17 protein-coding genes are annotated in these 19,511 nt (G+C 62.8%); 7 read left to right on the top strand and 10 right to left on the bottom strand.

The window, feature by feature from the left end; genetic code table 11:
- Positions 1-217 precede the first annotated feature (217 nt).
- From H7687_RS10230 to cysK, 6 genes are all read right to left on the bottom strand, one after another.
- A complete protein-coding gene (locus tag H7687_RS10230; RefSeq protein WP_246404777.1) occupies positions 218-1,738 on the bottom strand; it encodes a sigma-54-dependent transcriptional regulator in 1,521 nt (506 codons plus the stop codon).
- A gap of 28 nt (positions 1,739-1,766) precedes the next feature.
- Positions 1,767-3,434 carry an ATP-binding protein gene (locus H7687_RS10235; RefSeq protein ID WP_183346973.1) on the bottom strand — a complete coding sequence of 556 codons (1,668 nt, stop codon included), beginning with the start codon at positions 3,432-3,434 and terminating at the stop codon, positions 1,767-1,769.
- A 24-nt stretch (positions 3,435-3,458) separates the two neighbouring features.
- Entirely contained in the window at positions 3,459-4,607 is a 1,149-nt protein-coding gene (locus H7687_RS10240) for an iron-containing alcohol dehydrogenase (protein WP_183346974.1), read from the bottom strand.
- 542 nt (positions 4,608-5,149) lie between these two features.
- Positions 5,150-5,728, bottom strand: coding sequence for a thermonuclease family protein (locus H7687_RS10245; protein WP_183346975.1), 579 nt, complete (start codon positions 5,726-5,728; stop codon positions 5,150-5,152).
- Between the two features lie 84 nt (positions 5,729-5,812).
- Positions 5,813-7,066 (bottom strand): Ni/Fe-hydrogenase cytochrome b subunit, encoded by a 1,254-nt coding sequence (hybB, locus tag H7687_RS10250; protein ID WP_183346976.1) that lies wholly within the window; start codon positions 7,064-7,066, stop codon positions 5,813-5,815.
- 643 nt (positions 7,067-7,709) lie between these two features.
- Positions 7,710-8,663, bottom strand: coding sequence for a cysteine synthase A (gene cysK / locus H7687_RS10255; RefSeq protein WP_183346977.1), 954 nt, complete (start codon positions 8,661-8,663; stop codon positions 7,710-7,712).
- 577 nt (positions 8,664-9,240) lie between these two features.
- Between cysK and H7687_RS10260 the strand changes: the two genes are divergently transcribed.
- The 7 genes from H7687_RS10260 (at position 9,241) to mnmA (ending at position 14,817) form a co-directional block, all read left to right on the top strand.
- Positions 9,241-10,494, top strand: coding sequence for an O-acetylhomoserine aminocarboxypropyltransferase/cysteine synthase family protein (locus H7687_RS10260; protein WP_183346978.1), 1,254 nt, complete (start codon positions 9,241-9,243; stop codon positions 10,492-10,494).
- Positions 10,495-10,542: 48 nt separating this feature from the next.
- Positions 10,543-10,755, top strand: a complete 213-nt coding sequence (gene thiS / locus H7687_RS10265) for a sulfur carrier protein ThiS (RefSeq protein ID WP_183346979.1) — start codon at positions 10,543-10,545, stop codon at positions 10,753-10,755.
- Complete coding sequence (locus H7687_RS10270; protein WP_183346980.1) at positions 10,755-11,567, top strand: HesA/MoeB/ThiF family protein; 813 nt, start codon at positions 10,755-10,757, stop codon at positions 11,565-11,567. The genes thiS and H7687_RS10270 overlap by 1 nt, the downstream gene beginning before the upstream one ends.
- A gap of 1 nt (position 11,568) precedes the next feature.
- Positions 11,569-11,967 carry a M67 family metallopeptidase gene (locus tag H7687_RS10275; protein ID WP_183346981.1) on the top strand — a complete coding sequence of 133 codons (399 nt, stop codon included), beginning with the start codon at positions 11,569-11,571 and terminating at the stop codon, positions 11,965-11,967.
- Positions 11,968-12,172: 205 nt separating this feature from the next.
- The gene (locus tag H7687_RS10280) at positions 12,173-13,123 is read left to right on the top strand and encodes a ferredoxin-like domain-containing protein (RefSeq protein WP_183346982.1); all 951 of its coding nucleotides are present in this window, start codon (positions 12,173-12,175) and stop codon (positions 13,121-13,123) included.
- A gap of 22 nt (positions 13,124-13,145) precedes the next feature.
- Positions 13,146-13,370 carry a sulfurtransferase TusA family protein gene (locus H7687_RS10285; protein ID WP_183346983.1) on the top strand — a complete coding sequence of 75 codons (225 nt, stop codon included), beginning with the start codon at positions 13,146-13,148 and terminating at the stop codon, positions 13,368-13,370.
- Positions 13,371-13,746: 376 nt separating this feature from the next.
- Positions 13,747-14,817 (top strand): tRNA 2-thiouridine(34) synthase MnmA, encoded by a 1,071-nt coding sequence (mnmA, locus tag H7687_RS10290; RefSeq protein WP_183346984.1) that lies wholly within the window; start codon positions 13,747-13,749, stop codon positions 14,815-14,817.
- Between the two features lie 13 nt (positions 14,818-14,830).
- On the opposite strand, the gene modC is transcribed toward mnmA, so the two are convergent.
- The 4 genes from modC to H7687_RS10310 all read right to left on the bottom strand — a co-directional run bounded on the left by modC (position 14,831) and on the right by H7687_RS10310 (position 19,437).
- Entirely contained in the window at positions 14,831-15,889 is a 1,059-nt protein-coding gene (modC, locus tag H7687_RS10295; RefSeq protein WP_183346985.1) for a molybdenum ABC transporter ATP-binding protein, read from the bottom strand.
- Position 15,890: 1 nt separating this feature from the next.
- Complete coding sequence (gene modB / locus H7687_RS10300; RefSeq protein WP_183346986.1) at positions 15,891-16,574, bottom strand: molybdate ABC transporter permease subunit; 684 nt, start codon at positions 16,572-16,574, stop codon at positions 15,891-15,893.
- Between the two features lie 303 nt (positions 16,575-16,877).
- Complete coding sequence (locus H7687_RS10305) at positions 16,878-18,527, bottom strand: HAMP domain-containing methyl-accepting chemotaxis protein (protein ID WP_183346987.1); 1,650 nt, start codon at positions 18,525-18,527, stop codon at positions 16,878-16,880.
- A gap of 130 nt (positions 18,528-18,657) precedes the next feature.
- The gene (locus H7687_RS10310; RefSeq protein ID WP_183346988.1) at positions 18,658-19,437 is read right to left on the bottom strand and encodes a tyrosine-protein phosphatase; all 780 of its coding nucleotides are present in this window, start codon (positions 19,435-19,437) and stop codon (positions 18,658-18,660) included.
- Positions 19,438-19,511 lie beyond the last annotated feature (74 nt).

The raw sequence follows: 19,511 nt of genomic DNA on the forward strand, positions 1-19,511 counted from the left end.
GCAGCGGACGCGGCAGGCGAGCTTTTATCTATTACCAAAAAGTAGGGGGTGTTTGCAATGGCGTGTGCAGCCCCCCCAACCTCCCCCCTCCGGGGGGAGGAGCGTGGACGAGGAGCGAGGACGAGGAGCGAGGACGGAAGCGTGGAGGGAAGAAGCACGGGCGTCCCCTCCCCCGGAGGGGGAGGGGACAGGGAGGGGGCTCCCAGAGAGGAAAATACTACCGCCCGGGCAGTTCCAACTCCTTCATCTTCCTATAGAGAGTATTGCGCGCGATGCCGAGGGCCTTGGCGGCTTCGGTGATGTTGCCGTCGTACTGGCTCAGCGCTTCCTTGATGGTCTCGGCTTCGGAGTCCTTGAGGGCGTGCAGCGGCGGTACGATCTTCTTCCTGCGCATCACCGCGAGCAGATTGGACTGGGCCTGGCGCAGAGAGGTGAGCATCCCGGTCAGTTCGTCGGCCCCGAGCCGGTCCAGACACTCGCAGCTGCGACATTGCTCGACGAGGTCGCCGCCGGCATGAAATGACTCCGGCTCGGCGGAACGCAGCGCCGGTTGGGCTGCCGAACGCACCGGGGCGGAAGGCCCGGCCAGGAAGGTGCCCCCGAGGTGCTCGGGGAGGATGGTGTCGCCGTTACAGATCACCACGGCGCGCCGCATCACGTTGGCGAGCTCGCGGATGTTGCCGGGCCAGGAGTATCCCTGCAAAAGGCGCACGGTGCCCGGGGCGAGCCGGAGATCCCGGTTCAACTGCTGCACGAAGTGCTCCGCCAATAGCGGTATGTCCTCGTGACGCTCGGCAAGGGACGGGATCTCCAGGCGCACCACGTTGAGCCGGTAAAAGAGGTCCTCGCGGAAGGTCTTCTCCCTGATGGCCTGCTCCAGGTCGACGTTGGTGGCGGCGATCACCCTGACGTCGGTCTTGATGGGACGCTCCCCCCCTACCCTCATGAACTCGCCGGTCTCCAGCACCCGCAACAGCTTCACCTGGATCTGCGGGGTGGCGTCGCCGATCTCGTCCAGGAGCAGCGTCCCGTTGTTGGCCAGTTCGAAGATGCCGCGCCGGGTCTGGTTGGCGCCGGTGAAGGCGCCCTTTTCGTGACCGAAGAGCTCGCTCTCCAAGAGGTTCTCGGGCAGCGCGCCGCAGTTGACCGGGATGAAGGGCTGACCGGCCCGGGCGGAGGCGGCATGGATGAAACGCGCCAGCACCTCCTTGCCGGTGCCGGTCTTGCCCTGGATCAGCACCGAGATGTCCTTGCCGGCCACCTTGTAGGCCAGGGAGACCATGCGCTTCATCGGCGGAGAGACACCAACCCGGAAACCGACCCCCTGGGCCACCTCGGCCCACTCGTCGGCGGCGGCAAGCCCCCGGCCGCGCACGAGGCCCGCACCGGCGGCGCGCTCGATCATCAGCTCGATCTGGTCGATGTCGTCGAAGGGCTTTTCCAGGTACTCGTAGGCCCCCAGCTGCATGGCGGTGACCGCGGTCTTGACCGTCGAGTACCCGGTCATGATGATCACCTCGCAGGAGGGCTGCCTCGTCTTGATGATCTCAAGGAGCGTGATGCCGTCCGTATCGGGGAGCTTCAGGTCCACCAGGGCGACGCTGAAGCGCCCCGCTTCCAGCGCCGCCAGGGCCTCGGGCTCGTTGGCGGCGGTGACCACCTGGTACCCCTTGCGGGTCAAAAGGCGGCGGAAGAAGGTGCACACGTCCCTCTCGTCATCGATTATCAGGATTTGCATTTGAGATTCTGTCACGGCCTGCTCCCAACTATTCGTCGTTGCTTTCATCTACCGGCAGTACGAGACTGAAACGGCTCCCCTGCCCCAAGGTGCTCTCCACCTCGATGTTGCCGTGGTGCGATTCGGCGATGCCCAGGCTGACCGAGAGACCGAGTCCGGTCCCCTTGCTGGCTTCCTTGCTGGTGTAAAACGGTGTGAAGATCTTGGAGACGTTCTCGGGCGCTATGCCGATGCCGTTGTCACTGACGCTCAAGACCGCCCAGCGCTGTTTGCCGTCGAGCCGTAGCGAGGTGGCGACCTCGATCACCTTCTCCTTGCCGTCCACCTCGGTGAGCGCATCCCGGGCGTTGATCAGGAAGTTGGTCAGCACCTGCTGGATTTGGGGACCGTTGGCGCTGATCTTGGGGAGGTCCCGGTCGAAGTGCTCGAAGATCGCTATCTGGCTGCGGTTGATCTGGTACTGGATCATGTCCAGCACCCGCTCCGCTTCGGCGTTGAGGTCCACCGGCGAGAACGGGGCCTGGTCCTGGCGCGAGAAGGTGAGCAGGTTCTGGATGATGCGCTTGCAGCGCAGACCGCAGTTGATGATGTCGGAGAGCGCCTCGACGTGCTCGGAATCCTCCTCCCCCTGCAGGTCGCGGGCGAGCATCTGGGCGGTGCCGATGATCACGGTCATGGGGCTGTTCAGTTCGTGGGCGACGCCGGCCGCCATGACGCCCAGCGCCACCATCTTGGCCGACTGCACCAGCTGCGCCTCCATCTTCAGCTTCTTGGTCACGTCCTTCATGATGATGGTGACCGCGGCGAGCTGCTTCTCCTCGTTGAAGACCGGGTAGTAGGAAAGTTCCAGGAATTCCCCCTCCGGGGTGTTCCACTGCTGGAACACCGGCTTGCCGGTCTCCTTGATCTCCTGGATGGGGCAGTTCTGGCAGGGCTCGGTGCCGCCCCTCAGCTTGGCGAAGCACTTGTTGCTGATGGCCTGGTTGAAGGCGTTGCTCATGCCCGGGGGGAGCTGGCCGTTGTGCAGCAGCACGTTGTAGTCGGTGTCGATCAGGAAGATGGGATCGGTCACGGCGCGGAAGGTGGCTTCCCACTCCTTCTTGGCGCGGGAGACCTGCTTGTACAGCCGCGCGTTCTGCATGCTGATGGCGAGCTGGTCGGCCAGGTGCTGCGCGAAGTTCAGTTCGGCACGGGCGTAGGCCGCGTCGATGGTGCTCCCCAGGAGCAAAAGCCCGGTCACGGAAGAGCGCTCGAACAGGGGAGCGGCAGCGAGGGAGCGCAGCGGCTCGACGTGCTTTTTGGTCACCTGGGCCAGGCAGAGCGGGTCCAGCATCGGGTTGTAGCTGGTGGCGCCCTTGTCCCGGAAGGCATTCCAGAGGATGGACTGCTTGGGGATGTAGCCGAGATCGGTGAAGTCGCGCGGGGCCACGGCGATCAGCTTGAGCTTCCCCTCGGTGAGCTTGGCCAGCGCCAGGAAGTCGCAGGGGAGCGCCTCAGGGAGTTTGCGGAACGCCCTCTCGATGATGTCGCCGATGGACATGTCGATGTTGATGTCTCGGGTCAGCTGCTGCAGGATCTCCAGGCGGCTGTTTTGTTTCAGCACGTCCTGGTTCCTCTTTTTGAGCTCGACGTAGTAGTTGAGCTTCGAGGAGTCGACGCCGGTCAACTGTTCGAGGAGTTTACCCCTGTTTTTCACGGCACTTCCTTTGCGGCCCCAGGCCTACATGGCGTTGCGGTAGATCTGCTCGATCTGCTCGCGGGTTGCGTAGCGCGGGTTGGTGACCAGGCAGGCGTCCTTGGTGGCGTTCTCGCTCAATAGCGGGATGAACTCCTCCTTGAGCCCCAGCTCCGAGAGCCCCTTGGCGAGCCCGATGTCCTCGATGAGACGCTGCACCGCCTCAATGGAACGCTCGGCGGCGGCCACAAGCTCCAGCCCGGCGACATCCTCCCCCATGGCGACGGCGATGTCGCGGAAGCGCTCCGGGCACGCCTGCAGGTTGAAGCGCATCACGTGCGGCAGGATGGAGGCGTTGGTCTCGCCGTGGTGCTGATCGAGCAGTCCGTCGACCTGGTGGGTCATGGCGTGGGCGGCGCCGAGGATGGCGTTGGAGAAGGCGAGGCCCGCGGTGAGGCTCGCCATGGCCATGTTGGTGTTGGCTTCCATGTCGCTTCTCTCGGCAACGGCCCTTCTCAGGTTGCGGGAGATGAGCGAGATCGCCTTGAGGGCGTGAATGTCGGTGAGCGGCGTGGCGGCCAGCGACACGTAGGACTCGATACCGTGGGTGAGCGCGTCAACCCCGGTGGCGGCGGCGAGCTTGGCGTCCTTGGTCTTCAAGAGTTCCGGGTCGACGATGGCGATGTCCGGGATGAGGGAGCGCGAGATGATGGACATCTTCAGCTTGCGGTCGGTGTCCACGATGATGGTGAACTGGCTCACCTCGGACCCCGCCCCCGCCGTCGAAGGGACGATGACCATGGGGGGAAGCGGCGTCGAGATCTTGTTGATCCCCTCGTAGTCCTTGAGGCGCCCGCCGTTGGAGGCGATGGTGGCGATGGCCTTGGCGACGTCGGTGGGGCTCCCCCCGCCGACCGAGACGATGCCGTCGCAGCCGGAGGCAAGGTACTTGGCCGCCCCCTCGGTGACCTCGCAGTCCTTAGGATTGGTGGTGAGGCTGGAGAAAATGACCGTGTCCAGCCCGGCGGCACGAAGGTAATCCACCGCGGTGTCGACCCACCCGGCCGAGATGACGTCGTCGTCGCTGACCAGGAAGACCTTGGACACGCCCAGGCGCACGACGCTCTCGCCGATCTGGCTCAGGGAGCCCCGGCCGAAGATGATTTCGGGTGCAACGAACTTGCTGATTTCCATAGTGCTGTGACTCCTGAAGCGGGCTCTGCACCTGCGCTGTGGCGCCGGCTGACAACGTATACACTGGCAAGATCGATACCAAAACCGGGCCCGAGCAGCCTCGGGATGGCAGCATCTCTAATGAAGAATGCCGGTAAGCATTGAATACAAAACAATGAGACGGTTTTTTACGATCTGCAAAAAGAGACGCCCCGATTTGGAACACCGCGCTGCTCCAACCGGTAACAGTGTCACTATACCTAACAAATGTAACTTTTTGGAACAGAAAAAATGTCCTGCTTTGTAACAGTGGAGAGTTGGAGGGCGGCGCCGGCGGCGTAAAGATGGGACAAGTCTTTGAGAAAAGGGAGCTTGCACTGCTTGATGGTACGAAAGGGAGACTTACCCCTCCTGCAGGGGCGAAAGGTTCTATTTATGTGTAAACAAAGGCGCAGAGAGGGACTGGCTCCGTCAGGTGCCTGTCCCTATAGCGGAACGCCCTGTCAGCTCAGCCAGCTTCACAAGCGGCAAAGGGGACAGGCACCTGGCGGAGCCAGTCCCCTTTAGTTCTGCTTTGCTTTTACCTTGAGGTGGGGCTTGAACTCCCAGGGGGGCTGCGGGTTCTCCTGGGTCCAGAGGCCGTTGCGCCTGGCGCGGGCCATACGCTCGGTGGCAAAGTACTGCGGGTGGTCACCCCTGCTGAGCAGCCTGCGGTAGGCCCAGGCCCAGCCGTCGTTGACCATTTCCAGGTTGATGTTGCGCCCGTCCAGGAAGACCACGGCAACGGCAACCTGGGTGGGTTCCGTTTTGAAAACCAGGGTTTCGCGGATTTCGATGCGCACCACCTGGTGCAGCACCTTCAGGGAAAGGGCGCGGAAGGCGTCCTCGGCGTAGGGTTGGCCCTGCTTGTACCAGCCGGTGAACCTGTCGATCTTGGCGGTTTGGGGTGCAGCGATTCCGTAGAGCCGGACCGGTATCTCGGTGCCGTAGGAGTTGACGGTGAGACGGTCACCTTCGCTGACTCCCACCACCAGTCCTTCGATGATGTGCACCTGGTGATGGGGATCGTTCTGGGCCTGGGCCGGCACTACCAAAAGGAGCAGGCACGAACAGAGCACCAATAAACAGCCGGCTTTTTTCAACAACAGCCCCCTTTCCACCATCACAACCGGTTGATTTGCAAATGCGTGCGCCATGTTAACAAAAGAGAGTGGCCAAAGCAATGCTCAATAGCGCGCCTGTTGTGCAGGAAGCGGAGGAAGAAGCTTGATCAGCAACTGGTAGGCAAGTATTTCGAGGGAAACGATGCCGACTGCGATCATGACTTCGGCGAAAGAAGGGAAGTAATGCCAGCCAGTGCCGGGGTTGAACCCGATCAGGTAGACGTTGAACCGGTACAGCCCTCCCCCAAGGAGCATGACGACCGCGGCGAGAAAGAGACGGCGCGGTGAGTGCCTGGTGCCGACTCCGAAAAAGGGGATGGCACCGATGCCCATCAGGAAACACTCGGCCAGGAAGAAGATGGAGTAGAAATCGCCGTGAAAGACGGCGGGGACCTGGTCGCGGCGCATGACGTCGCCGATGCGGATCACCAGCCAGGCCATGGTGAGCCAGGGGATGACCCGGCCGACCGCGGCGAGTTGCGCGTTGTAAAAGCCCCGCTCCAGGACGAACGAAGACAGTATGGAAACGAAGATGACGATGGCGTAGCCGAAGTAGATGCAGTTGATCAGGAACAGCAGGGGGAGAAAGGGGCTGTGCCAGAGCGGATGCAGCTTGGTCGAGGCGATCAGCATCAGCGAGCCGAGCGCGGACTGGTGCATGGTCGGGAGGATGATGCCGGCCACAGCGGAGCAGATCAGGGTGCGGTTGATGATGGTGGCAAGCCGGGCCGAGGCGACCGGAGTGCTCCCCTCCCCTGCCGGCTGCCAGGCCACCAGTGCCCGGCGCACAAGGCAGTTCAGCGCCAGGGTGCGCAGCGCGGTGGGCGTGCCGCGCCCCATGGAGGCAAGCAGGTTGGGAAGGTATTCCAGGCTCAGCGCGATCAGGTAGCCGAAGAGGCAGAGCACGAGCTCGAAGAAGGCGGAGTTGGGCTGCCAACTGGTGGCGGAGAGGAGTCCGTGGGCGTTCCAGGGGCGGCCTATTTCCACCACGATGGAGGAGGCTGCCAGGAAAGAGCCGAACAGGCTGGTGAGGATGGCGGATTTGACCAGGGTGTGGTAGCGGCCGCGGTTGATGATGTAGCTTAACAGGGCGACGGTGTAGCCGCCGCAGGAGACGGCGGTGCCGATGGCGACGTCGTAGGCGACCCAGATCCCCCAGGGGTAGCCGTCGCTCAGGTTGGAGACGGCTCCGATCCCCTTGGTGAAACGGACCGCCGTGAAGAAGATGCCGACCAGGGAGAGGATAGACAGGACGAAGAAGGATTTGGTGAAGATATGTCCGTTGGCGCCGGGATGGCGGGTACTGTCAGCGATCATCTCTGTCCCTGTTGTGTTGCGCTATGAAGCGCCGCAAGTGTAAGGGGTGCAAGGGGTGACTGTCAACAGTTGCGTATTACATGAGTTAGAAACAGATCCCCCCTGCCCTTCGCAAAAGGTGGCTCGAAGCCGACCATACCCTCGCCCTCCGGGAGAGGGTATGGTCGCAGGCCGGGTGAGGGCGACGCCACGAAGTAGAGTTTTCCTGGTTCCCAAGCTCCAGCTTGGGAACCCCATATGGCGCAAAGCTCCAGCTTTGCATCCGAGGGAAGTCGGAGCTTCGGAGAGGCTTTGCGTTCCCAAGGTGGACCTTGGGAACGAGAGCAAAGCCGACCATACCCTCGCCCTCCGGGAGAGGGTGGCCGCAGGCCGGGTGAGGGCGACGCCACGAAGTAGAGTTCAGTGTCGGTGGCAGGGTCAGCGCAGATTGCTGCGCCCTCACCCCAGCCCTCTCCCGGAGGGAGAGGGGGCGAGAGGTGAACAATCCCCGGTCGCTCGCCGGAGGAGGAGTGCGTGGAAAGGTGGCTGAGCTGAAAGGAGCGTTCCGCTAAAGGGACAGGCACCTGACGGAGCCAGTCCCTTCTGCTCACAAAAAAAGCCCCGGGGGGACCCGGGGCGAGGGACAGACTTGAGGTTGTGGCGGTTACGCTTCTTCGAAGAGCGCGGTGGAGAGGTAGCGCTCGGCGAGGTCGGGGAGGATGACCACGATGGTCTTGCCGGCAAACTCGTCGAGGTTGGCGAGACGGACGGCGGCAGCCACGGCGGCGCCGCTGGAGATGCCGACCAGCAGGCCTTCCTCCTTGGTCAGGCGCTTGGCAAACTCGAGCGCCTCGTTGCTGTCGACCTGCTCGACGCGGTCGATGACGGAAAGGTCAAGGGTATCCGGAATGAACCCGGCACCGATGCCCTGGATCTTGTGCGGACCGGGCTTGAGCTCCTGGCCGGCCAGCTTCTGGGTGATGACCGGGCTCTCCTTGGGCTCGACGGCGACGGAGATGACCGGTTTGCCCTTGGTCTGCTTCAAGTAGCGCGAAATACCGGAGATGGTGCCGCCGGTACCCACGCCGGAAACGATGACGTCGACGGCCCCGTCGGTATCAGCCCAGATCTCGGGACCGGTGGTCTTCTCGTGAATGGCAGGGTTCGCGGGGTTCTTGAACTGCTGCGGCAGGAAGTAACGAGCGGGATCGGAAGCGGCAATCTCCTCGGCCTTCGCAACCGCCCCCTTCATCCCTGCGGAGCCGGGGGTGAGGATCAGGTTGGCGCCCAGGGCGGCGAGCACCCTGCGGCGCTCGATGCTCATGGTCTCCGGCATGGTGAGGGTGAGCTTGTAGCCGCGTGCGGCGGCGACGTAGGCGAGCGCGATACCGGTGTTGCCGCTGGTCGGCTCGACGATCTCGACCCCGGGTTTCAACACGCCACGTTCCTCGGCGTCCCAGATCATGTTGGCGCCGATACGGCACTTGACCGAGTAGGCGGGGTTGCGCCCTTCGACCTTGGCAAGGACGGTAGCCTTGGCCCCCTTGGTCACATGGTTCAGCCGCACCAACGGTGTGTTGCCAATGGATTGGGAGTTATCTTGGTAGATACGGGACATGGTGGTTGTTCTCCTTTCGGGTGGGTGACCTTCGTTGGCTGCGCCAACTTTAACATCTGCGAAATTGTCGGCAATCTCTCAGCGTTTTGATAATTTTTATATTTAACCTGCAACATTGTCAACTATTTTATTCGGGTACTTGATCTATACGATGTGTTTTACGAAGAATCAGGGTGAATTCATCCACCTGTGGGACCGCCGGCACGGCCATCACAAGGAGCGCCACGTGCAGCTGCCACGCCGCCACATTGTCGCACGACTGTGTCAATTATTGCCTTTATTCAACCCACTCCCTCAACACTCCCGGGGTAGAGATCACAAGGTAAGCGGCCGAGAGTCCGTCTCTTTGTTTGATCTCGACGCCGGCACAAGATGCTGACAAAGGATGCGCCATCTGTGTCGGCTCCCCCCCTTTCTGTGACAACCAGAGCCAGACTGAAACAACACCTTGCCACTATGACAATTGATAATTATTTCTTGACAAAAGGACTTTTAAAAACTACCCTCCCCGCAGTTATTGTTGCACTATGAGAATCGGCATACGCCGGTCCGCCGTGAACCGGCGAACGGAGGGGATGTGGCAGAGGCGGGACAGGAGCTAAAATTCGACACGAAACTCATCCATGGCGGGACCACCCTCGGCCCTTCCGGCGCGACCAAGGCCCCCATCGTGCAGGCTTCGGCTTTCGCCTACCAAACCGCTGAAGAACTGGAAGACATCTTCAAAGGACGCGCAGTAGGCCAGGTCTACACAAGGATCGGGAACCCTACCCTGGAGGGGTTGGAGAAACGGCTGGCGGTGATAGAGAACGGCATCGCCGCCGTGATTACCTCCTCCGGCATGTCCGCCATCACTACCGCGGTAATGGCCGCGGTGAGAAGCGGCGACGAGATCCTCTCCTCGTCCTCCCTCTTCGGCGGCACCTACTCGTTGTTCCACGACACGCTGGCCAACTACGGCATCAAGACCCGCTTTTTCGACCCCACCGATCTGCAGGCCCTGGAAGCGGGCATCAACGAGGCCACGCGCCTCATCTTCGTGGAAACCATCGGCAACCCCAAGATGGACGTCCCCGACATCGCTGCCTTCTCGGCCATTGCCCGGCGACACGGCATCCCGCTCATGGTCGATGCCACCGTCTCCACGCCCTACCTCGCCCGCATGCGGGAACTGGGCGCCGACCTCATCATCCACTCCACCAGCAAATATATAAACGGCACCGCCAACTCCATCGGGGGCGCCATCATCGACGCGGGAAGCTTCGACTGGCGCAGCGACAAGTTCCCCCACTTCGAGCAGTTCCACCGCAAGTACCGCAACTTCGCTTTCACGGCCCGGGTACGGAAGCTGATCCACAAGGATTTCGGGGCATGCGCCGCGCCGCTGAACGCGTTCCTCTCCGGCGAGGGCCTGGAAACGCTCGCTCTCAGGATGGAGCGCCACTGCTCCAACGCCCTCGAACTGGCGAGATTTCTCCAGGCGCACCCGAAGGTCGCCTGGGTCAACTACCCGGGCCTGCCCGATTCGCCCTTCCACGAGGTGGCCTCGCGCCAGTTCGGCGGACGCTTCGGCGGGCTGCTCACCTTCGGCCTTGCCGACAAGACGGCGGCGTTCCGGGCCATCAATGCGCTCAGGCTCGCCAAGAACCTCGCCAACATCGGTGACACCAAGACCCTGGTGATCCACCCCGCCAGCACCATCTGCGCCGACTATACCCCCGAGGTTAAGGCACTCATGGGGGTGAGCGAGGAACTGGTCCGGGTCTCGGTGGGAATCGAGGATCCCGCCGACATCATCGAAGATTTCCGTGTCGCGCTGGAAGGGGTTTAAGGCTGTTATTTACCAATCATCTATGCTACTAAACGAGGAGCGCATCTAATGAATCTGACTGTGAACGGCAAACCCGCCACCATCGCCGAGGAGACACCGGTCTCCCTTACCTACCTGCTGGAGGCCCTCAACGTCGAGCAGCGCGAGTACGTCACCGTGGAACTGAACGGCGACATCATGGACCGCGGCGACTTCGAGGGAACCACGGTCAAGGACGGCGACACCGTCGAATTTCTCTATTTCATGGGCGGAGGTAGATAGTGAAGCTCACCGAAGAGCAGATTAACCGCTATTCGCGGCACATCCTTCTCAAGGAAGTCGGCGGCAAAGGGCAGCTGAAGCTGATGAACGGCAAGGTGCTGGTGATCGGCGCCGGCGGCCTTGGCTCCCCCATCGCCCTCTATCTCGCGGCCGCCGGGGTAGGCACCATCGGCATCGCGGACGCCGACCAGGTCGATCTCTCCAACCTGCAGCGCCAGATCATCCACAGCACCCCCGACGTGGGCAAGGCCAAGGTGCTTTCGGCAAAGGAAAAGATGCTCGCCATCAATCCGGAGCTGAACGTGGTCACCTACGAGACCTGGGTCAACGCCGACAACATCCTGCCGATGATCGCCGACTACGACTTCATCATCGACGGCACCGACAACTTCGCGGCCAAGTTCCTGATCAACGACGCCTGCGTGCTGGCCGGCAAGCCCTACTCGCACGGCGGCATCCTGCAGTTCGACGGGCAGACCTTCACCGTGTCCCCGGGCGAGTCCCCCTGCTACCGCTGCGTCTTCCCGGAACCGCCCCCGAAGGACGTCATCCCGACCTGCTCGCGGGCCGGCGTGATCGGCGTGCTCCCCGGCGTCATCGGAACGCTGCAGGCCACCGAGGCGATCAAGTACCTGCTGGGCGCCGGCGACCTGCTGCACGGGCGGCTCCTTACCTACAGTGCGCTGCGCATGCGCTTCCGCGAGGTACCGATCCGGAAGAACCCGAAGTGCCCGATCTGCGGCGACCACCCGACCATCACCGAACTGAAGGACGAGCTGGACGCCCTGACCGTCTGCGACCTGGGGCACTGAGATGCTGGAGATCCCGAGGGAGATACTGGACGCGGTGATCGAGCAGGCGCAGCAAGGGTTCCCGCTGGAGGTGTGCGGCCTGATGGGGGGGGCGGGCAACCGCGTGGCGAGCCGCTACCCGATGACCAACACGGACGCGAGCAACGAGCACTTCATGATGGACCCCAAGGAGCAGTTCGCCGCGGTGAAGGCGATGCGCGCCGCGGACGAAGAGATGCTGGTGATCTACCACTCCCACCCGGAGTCCCCCGCCCGCCCCTCGCAGGAGGACATCCGTCTCGCCCTGACCCCGAACGTGTGCCACCTGATCGTGTCGCTGGAGAACCGGGAAGAGCCGGTGGCGAAGGCGTTCCGGATAGCGGCGGGCGTGGTCGAAGCGGTGGACATCGAAACCATTTAACAGGGATAAAAGGGATAAAGGGGATAACGGCAAAAGGCTTTGGGTAAAACCTTTAAACCTTAAATCTTTCAACAGGGATGAAGGGGATGAAGGGGATAACGGCAAAAGGGCTTGGGTTAACCAAAAAGCTCTTGAGGTGTTCGGTTTTATCCCTTTTATCCCCTTTATCCCTGTGAATAAAGGTTTGTTTTTTAAGGAGAGAACTGTGGCAGAACCGAAGATCGATCTGAAAAACCTGAAGGCCGGCGGCTTCATCAAGGAACGCGGCAAGGACCTGTTCACGGTGCGCCTGCGCGTGCCCGGCGGCAGGATGAGCGTGGACCGCCTGTCCAAAATCGCGGCGGTGGCACAGAAGTACGGCAAAGGATACGTGCACCTGTCGGTGCGCCAGTCCATCGAACTGATCAACATCAACTTCGCCGACTTCGACGCCGTGGTGGCGGAATTGGGCGAGGAGCAGCAGAAGGTCGCCTCCTGCGGCGCCCGCGTGCGCGTCCCGACCGCCTGCGGCGGCTGCGAATACAACCCCAACGGGCTGGTCGGCACGCAGAAGTCCGCTCTCGAGGTGGACCAGAAGCTGTTCGGGACCGCCACCGGCCATCACAAGTTCAAGGTCGGCTTCGCCGGCTGCCCCTTCGACTGTCCCAAGTCGGCAACCAACGACGTCGGCTTCCAGGGCGCCGTGTGGCCCAAGCTCGACAGCGACGGCTGCATCAGCTGCGGGCTGTGCGCCAAGTCCTGCGCCGAGGGGGCGCTCTCCATGGGCGCGGACAACAAGCCGGTTTTCGATGCGGCCAAGTGCATCTACTGCGGCGACTGCATCAAGGTCTGCCCGACCGGCGCCTGGAGCGCCGAGAAGAAAGGGTACACGGTAAGGATCGGCGGGAAGTGGGGGCGTCGCCCGCTGGTGGGGACCCTCTACGCTACCTTCGTCCCGGAAGAGCGCGTGGTGGACTTCATCGCGGCAGTACTGGGCTGGTACCAGGAGAAGGCCGAGGGAGCCGGGCGCGTGCGCCTCGGGGACATCATCATCCGCGAGGGGTGGCAGTCGCTGCTGGAGCGCCTGCGCAGCGAGTTCCCGGAATACGTGGTCCAGGAAACCATCGCGCCGCAAGTGATCCAGAGCCAGCTGCCGTTGCCCGGCCAGCAGGCTTAAAAGCAGAAAGCGAGGAAACAGCATGCAAAGCATAGATCTCAGGGGCGTTACCTGCCCCACCAACTTCGTCATGGCCAAGCTGAAACTGGAGGACATCGAGGTGGGCACCACGGTCGAGTTCCTGCTCGACGACGGCGAGCCGGTCAAGAACGTCCCCAGGAGCCTCAAGGATGAAGGGCACAAGCTGCTCGGACTGCAGGAGCGGGACGGGTACTACGTGCTCACGCTGGAGAAAGGCGCGGAGTAAAGGCAAATCCCCCCTGCCCGCCGGCAGGAGGGGGACTGGCTCCGCCAGGTGCCTGTCCCCTTGGTGTTTTCCTGGTTCCCAAGCTCCAGCTTGGGAACCCAATATGGCGCAAAGCTCCAGCTTTGCATCCGAGGGAAGTTGGAACTTCGAGGCTTTGCGTTCCCAAGGTGGACCTTGGGAACGAGATCAATCCCCCCTGCCCGCCGGCAGGAGGGGGACTGGCTCCGCCAGGTGCCTGTCCCCTTGGTGTTCGCGAAGCTGGTTTAGAACTGAAAAGAGCGTTCCGCTAGAGGGACTGGCACCAAACGGAGCCAGTCCCTTCCGGCACGCCCCGCCCTCTCCAACGGCAACGAAGCCACTCAACGGAAAAGAATAAATGTCAGATAAAAAACGCGTAGTAGTGGCAATGAGTGGCGGCGTCGATTCATCGGTGACCGCCGCTCTTCTTAAGGAACAGGGGCACGACGTGATGGGCGTGTCGCTCCAACTGTACGAGCGCCCGGAACAGACGCCTTCGGGCGGGAAAACCTGCTGCTCCCTCACCGACGTGATGGACGCGGCACGCGTCGCCAAACGGCTCGGGATCCCCTTCCAGGTGGTGGACCTGCGCCAACGCTTCAAGGAACTGGTGATCGACGATTTCGTGGCGGAATACAAGGCCGGCAGAACACCGAACCCCTGCGCCCGCTGCAACGAGAGGATCAAGTTCGGCCTGCTCCTGGAGATGACCGCCTCCTTCGACGCGGACCTCCTCGCCACCGGGCACTACGCCCGTATCGAGCCGGACGCCTCCGGAATCTACCGGCTGCGCAAGGGGCTCGATCCCCGCAAGGACCAGACCTACTTCCTGTTCGGCATGAACCAGCAGCAGCTCGCCCGCACCATCTTTCCGGTCGGGCACCTGGAAAAGCCCGAGGTGCGGCAACTCGCCGCGCACTTCAACCTCCCCGTGGCGCAAAAACAGGAAAGCCAGGAGATCTGCTTCATCCCCGATAACGACTACGTCCGCTTCCTGGAAGAAGCAGGCGTGACGCCGCGGCCGGGCGAGATCGTGGATCGCGACGGCAAGGTGCTCGGGCGCCACGACGGCATCCACCGCTACACCGTGGGGCAGCGGCGCGGCCTGGGCATCGCCTGGAAGGAACCGCTCTACGTCACCGGCCTCGATACCGCCAACGCACGGGTTGTGGTGGGCTCGAAAGAGGATCTGCACCGCAGCAGCCTCTGCGCCGACCAACTCACCTGGACCGACCTTCCCATCACCGGTACCTTCCACGGCACCTGCAGCATCCGCTACCGGCAGCAGCCGGTGCCGTGCCGCGCCGAACTGTGCCCGGACGGCAGGCTGCGGGTCGAGTTCGACACCCCGCAGGCGGGGGTCACCCCGGGACAGGCCGTGGTGCTCTACGACGGGGACACGGTGGTCGGCGGCGGCTGGATCCTCTAGCCGCCAGTTGCCTTCAGCTCAGGCGGCGGAAGGACGAGGCCTTGATCACGGCGTACACTTCGTGACGTGCCTGGATGGCCAGGTCGTCGGCCGCCTGCACCACTACCTCCGCGATCAGCGTCTCGTGGCCGCAACGCAGCTCCACCCCCACCTTGTTTCCCGAGGGAAAGGTGTCCATCACGGTGCACTTGAGGAGATTGCGGGCGCTGACCGCCTCGGGATGCCTGGTGAACAGGATGATGTCCCGGGAGGAAAGCTCGAACACCGCCATGGGCCCGTCGTCACCGGCAGAGACGAAGAGTTCCTCCATTCCCCAGCGGTAGACGTACAGCCCTCCCATCTTGCGCAGTTTCTCCACCTGCAACAGGTTGATGTACCCCACCTGGCTCTGCCCCATCCGCTCGCGGGCCAGTTGTTCCGGCGTGGTCTGGCCGAGCACCCTCCCCCCTCCCATGGTCAGCACCTGGTCGGTCAAGAGCCGTATTTCCAGCAGCGAATGAGAGATAAATAAATAGGGAATCCGGAACTTTTCGCTGGCGCGTTTCAAGTAGTGGATGATCTGCAGCTTGAGGGCGTCGTCGAGTGCCGACAGGGACTCGTCCATGAGCAGCAGGCGCGGGTTGGAGAGAATGGCCCGCCCCAGGGCGACCCTCTGCTTCTCCCCTCCCGAGAGCCGGTTGACGCCGCGGTCGAGCAGGCCGTCCAGCTTGAGCACCGACACCAGCGCCTTGACGTCGATCTGCCGGTGCCGGGTCGGACAGCGCCGGTAGCCGAAGAGCAGGTTGGACTCCACGCTGAGATGCGGGAACAGGCAGCTGTCCTGGAACACGATGGCGACCCGGCGCTCCTGCGGCGGGACGTTGATGCCACGCCCGCTGCTGAACAGGCAGTCGCCGTCGAGGACGATCTCCCCGTGGTCCGGCTCGATGAGGCCGGCGAGAAGCCCGACCAGGGTGGATTTGCCGCTCCCGGAGACGCCGAATACGCCGACCTGCTCACCCGTCACCGTAAAGTCCGTCCTCAGGTCGAATGCGCCACCGAAATTCTTGGCAACCGCCATGCTCAGTTCCATGTCACTGTCTCCTGGTGAGCTTCCTGGTAAGGCTTTCGTGCACCAGCAGTACCAGAACCGAAAGGGCGACGGCGACGGCGCACAGCAGCAGGGCGGCCTGTTCGCCGCCGGGTGAGCCGGCATAGTCGTAGATGGCGAGCGGGATGGTGCGGGTAATCCCCGGGATGTTGCCGGCGACGATGATGGTCGCCCCGAACTCCCCCATGCTGCGCGCGAACATCAGCGAGGAACCGGCCACGATGCCGGTCCGGGACAACGGGAGGATCACGGTCAGCAGCGTGTCCACGGAGCCCGCGCCCAGCGTGCGCGCAGCCTGCACCAGGCGGCCGTCGATGGATTCCATGGCCAGACGGATCGAGCGCACCAGCAGGGGAAAGCCGACCAGCGCGGAGGCGAGCACGGCAGCCTTCCAGGTGAAGATAAGTCGCACCCCGAGGGGCTCCAGCAAGGGGGCAAGCGGGCCGTTCTTCCCCAAGGCGACCAGGAGCAGGTAGCCCATGACCACGGGAGGCAGCGTGAGCGGAAGGTTGACCAGGACTTCCAGGAGCACCTTCGCCCTGAACTTGAAGAAGGTCATCAGGTACGCGTAGAGGAAACCAAACGGCAGGCTGAGCAGGGTCGCGGTGAGGGCGACCTTGAGGGAGAGGACGATGGCATCGATATCGGGACTGCTCAGAACCGGCATGGCTCACCTCGCTGTGATGCCGTACCGGTAGCAGGTTTTGTTCCAGATGCGGTAAACGGCGCAAGTGGTTGAGCTGGCGCGGTTGTTGGGGCTGGGGGTGGCATGGGGTAGCGGCCGGGGTGGGCGGTCGGTGCTGATTTTTAGGGCAAATGGAGGCGGACTCAGGCAGAGAGAGTGGCAAAAGGGGGGACGCGAGGGAACGTACAGCACCGCCGTAGCGATTGCATCGCAAAAGTTGCAGTGCTTGACAGGCGGCCGTCTTTCCGGCCGCCTTTCTCTTTTTCTGTCAGGGCATGCTGTCCGTTAGCACGCGACCTTGAACTGGCTCATGATCCGCTCCAGGTCCTTGACGCAGACGGTGAGCTGGGAGGCCTGGCCGGCACAGTTGTGAGAACCTTCGGCGGTGCTCTGCACCAGGTCGGTGATCTGCCTTATGTTGCCGCTGATCATCCCGGTGGTTGCGGTCTGCTCCTCGGCGGCCTGGGCGATCTGCACGATCTCGCCGGCAACGATGTTGACCTGGTCGAGGATCTCCCGCAGCGCCGCGCTCGACTTGGTCGCCTCGCTGGTGCCGGCCTCCACCTCGCGCACTCCTTCTTCCATGGCGACCACCACTCCGCGGGTTTCCTGCTGCATGGTATTGATCATGTCGCCGATCTCGCGGGTGGCCCGGGTGGTCCGCTCGGCAAGCGCCCTCACCTCGTCGGCGACGACGGCAAAACCGCGCCCCTGTTCGCCGGCGCGGGCAGCCTCGATGGCAGCGTTCAAGGCCAGCAGGTTGGTCTGGTCGGCGATGTCCTCGATGGTGCCGATGATCTGACCGATCTGGTCGCTGCGCTGCCCCAACTGTTCGACGGTCCCGGACAGCCCCTTGACCCGCTCTGCGATCTGCTCCATCACCGTGATAGTGCCGGCGACCACGGTAACGCCGGTCTCGGCGATGCCGCTGGTGCAACGCGAGTTTTCGGCAGCATGCTGGCAGTTGCGTGAGATCTCGTGCGAGGTGGCCGCCATCTCTTCGCTCGCGGTGGCCATGGTGACCGATTCGTTGGCGGCGTGGCCTGCGTTGCCGGCTATCTGCTCCGAGGTGACCGAGAGCTGGTCGGCAGCGTCGACCAGCGTTGAGGACGTGGTTTGCAACTGCCGCATCACCTCGCTGAACCTTTCCACCATGGTCTTCAGGCTGATCATCATGCTTCTGACACTGCCGCCCCCTTCCACCGTGACGTCGACGGAGAGGTCGCCCCCTGCGATGCGGTCCATCACCGTGGTGCAGGCAAGGAAGGTGTTGTGAATATTCCTGATGATGAACGCGCTCAGGAGGAGGCAGCCCACGGTGACGGCGAGGCAAAGCGCAACGAGTAACGCGGTGGAGCGGCTTAGCTCGCCACCCGCACTCTTCTCCAGCGCTGTTCCATTGGCGTTGGCCAGTTGGACCAGCTTGTCGATGCTGATGCGGTGCTGTTCATACAGCCCGGTCAGTGTTGCGACCGCCTGGCCTGCCTTGGCCTGGTCGCCGGAGAGCAGCGCCGGGAAGAACTCGCTCTGCGCGACCTGGTAGAACTGTGCCGCGGGGCGGTACGAGGTCTCGGAAATGAGCCGTTTTTCCTCTCCATCCTTGAGTTTCTTGCCCCAGTAGGCATGGCGCTCATTGTACTCTCCCTTGAGCTTCTTGAAGGAGTCCTGCAACGCCCGGACCTTGGCCTGATCGGTCTCCCGCGCGGCCTGGAGCACCACCAGGTACGATTCGATGATGTATTCCGGCGGCGGGAGGATGTCGGCGACCAAGTCCTTTCCCTGCACCAGTTCGTTGTAGATCGGCCCGTTGACCTTGACCCGGTTGATGATGGAGTATGCGGTGACGGAAACGAAGCTGAGCCCTACCACGCAAACAAGCGCGAGGAAGACGATCTGCTGCAAAATGCTGAAGCGGGAGATGGAGGATTGCCTCATTGCACACCTCTGATAATGATGATCGTTGATGCAACCCAACGAGTATCGGCAGACGCGGCCGCAACTTTAGCGAGAAGAAGGAGCTGCTGCACAATTGGAGGGGAGAGCCTGGAGGAGAATCGGATGAAGGTCAGGCGCCGTTGGCCAGGAGGGTGCCGCGCAGCAGCTCACGGGCACGCTCTTCGCCCAGGAGGGATTCGATAACCGAATAGCCGCCCACCAGCATCTCCCACAGCTTTTCGCTGCGGTGCCCGTCGCTGCCGACGCAGGAGTACAGGCCGTGCCGGAGAAACAGCAGGGCGCGCTCGCGAACCTCGTAGCCGTAGTATCCGGCGAAGCTGCCCAGGTTGCCCTGGAAGCGGCAGCCCAGCCGCTTGAGCGCCACGACCTCCGACTCCTCCAGTTGCGGTTCGCTTTCCTTGCCCAGCACCTGGGAAAGCGCGCCGCGCAGCACCCCAGTCGCCCGGGCAGGATCGAAGGCGTTGCAGCGTTCCGGATGGGCGATGAGCGGGGCGAGACCGTGGCCGGCGAAGGTCTGCACCATGGGACGCAGCAGCTCGGGACCGGCATGGAAGGGAACCTCGACCAGCAGGTAGCGGGTGTCGCCGGCTCGAAGCGCACCGTGGAGCATCTCCGGCAGGTACTGGTCCAGGTAATGCTCGTTCCCCGGAACCAGGCGCAGGGAAATGCCTTCGTCATCGAGCCGCCGCTGCATGAACTGTACGGCGCGAACAACACGGGCCGGATCATTCTCATAGCCGCCGCGGATCAGGTGCGGCGTACAGTGCACCGTACCGAAACCGAAGCTTGAGAGCGTGCGCGCCATGTGGAGCGACTCTCTCAAGTCGACGGCTCCGTCATCGAGCGCGGGGAGCAAATGGCAGTGATAATCGATGAAGTCTGAAGGCATGCCTCATTCTGTAACACCTCAAAGGTGTGAAGTCAAAGATGGACATGGTTACAATGCTCTAAAACAGTCAATTG

Source organism: Geomonas paludis, assembly GCF_014193585.1.
In the GTDB taxonomy this organism is placed as follows: domain Bacteria; phylum Desulfobacterota; class Desulfuromonadia; order Geobacterales; family Geobacteraceae; genus Geomonas; species Geomonas paludis.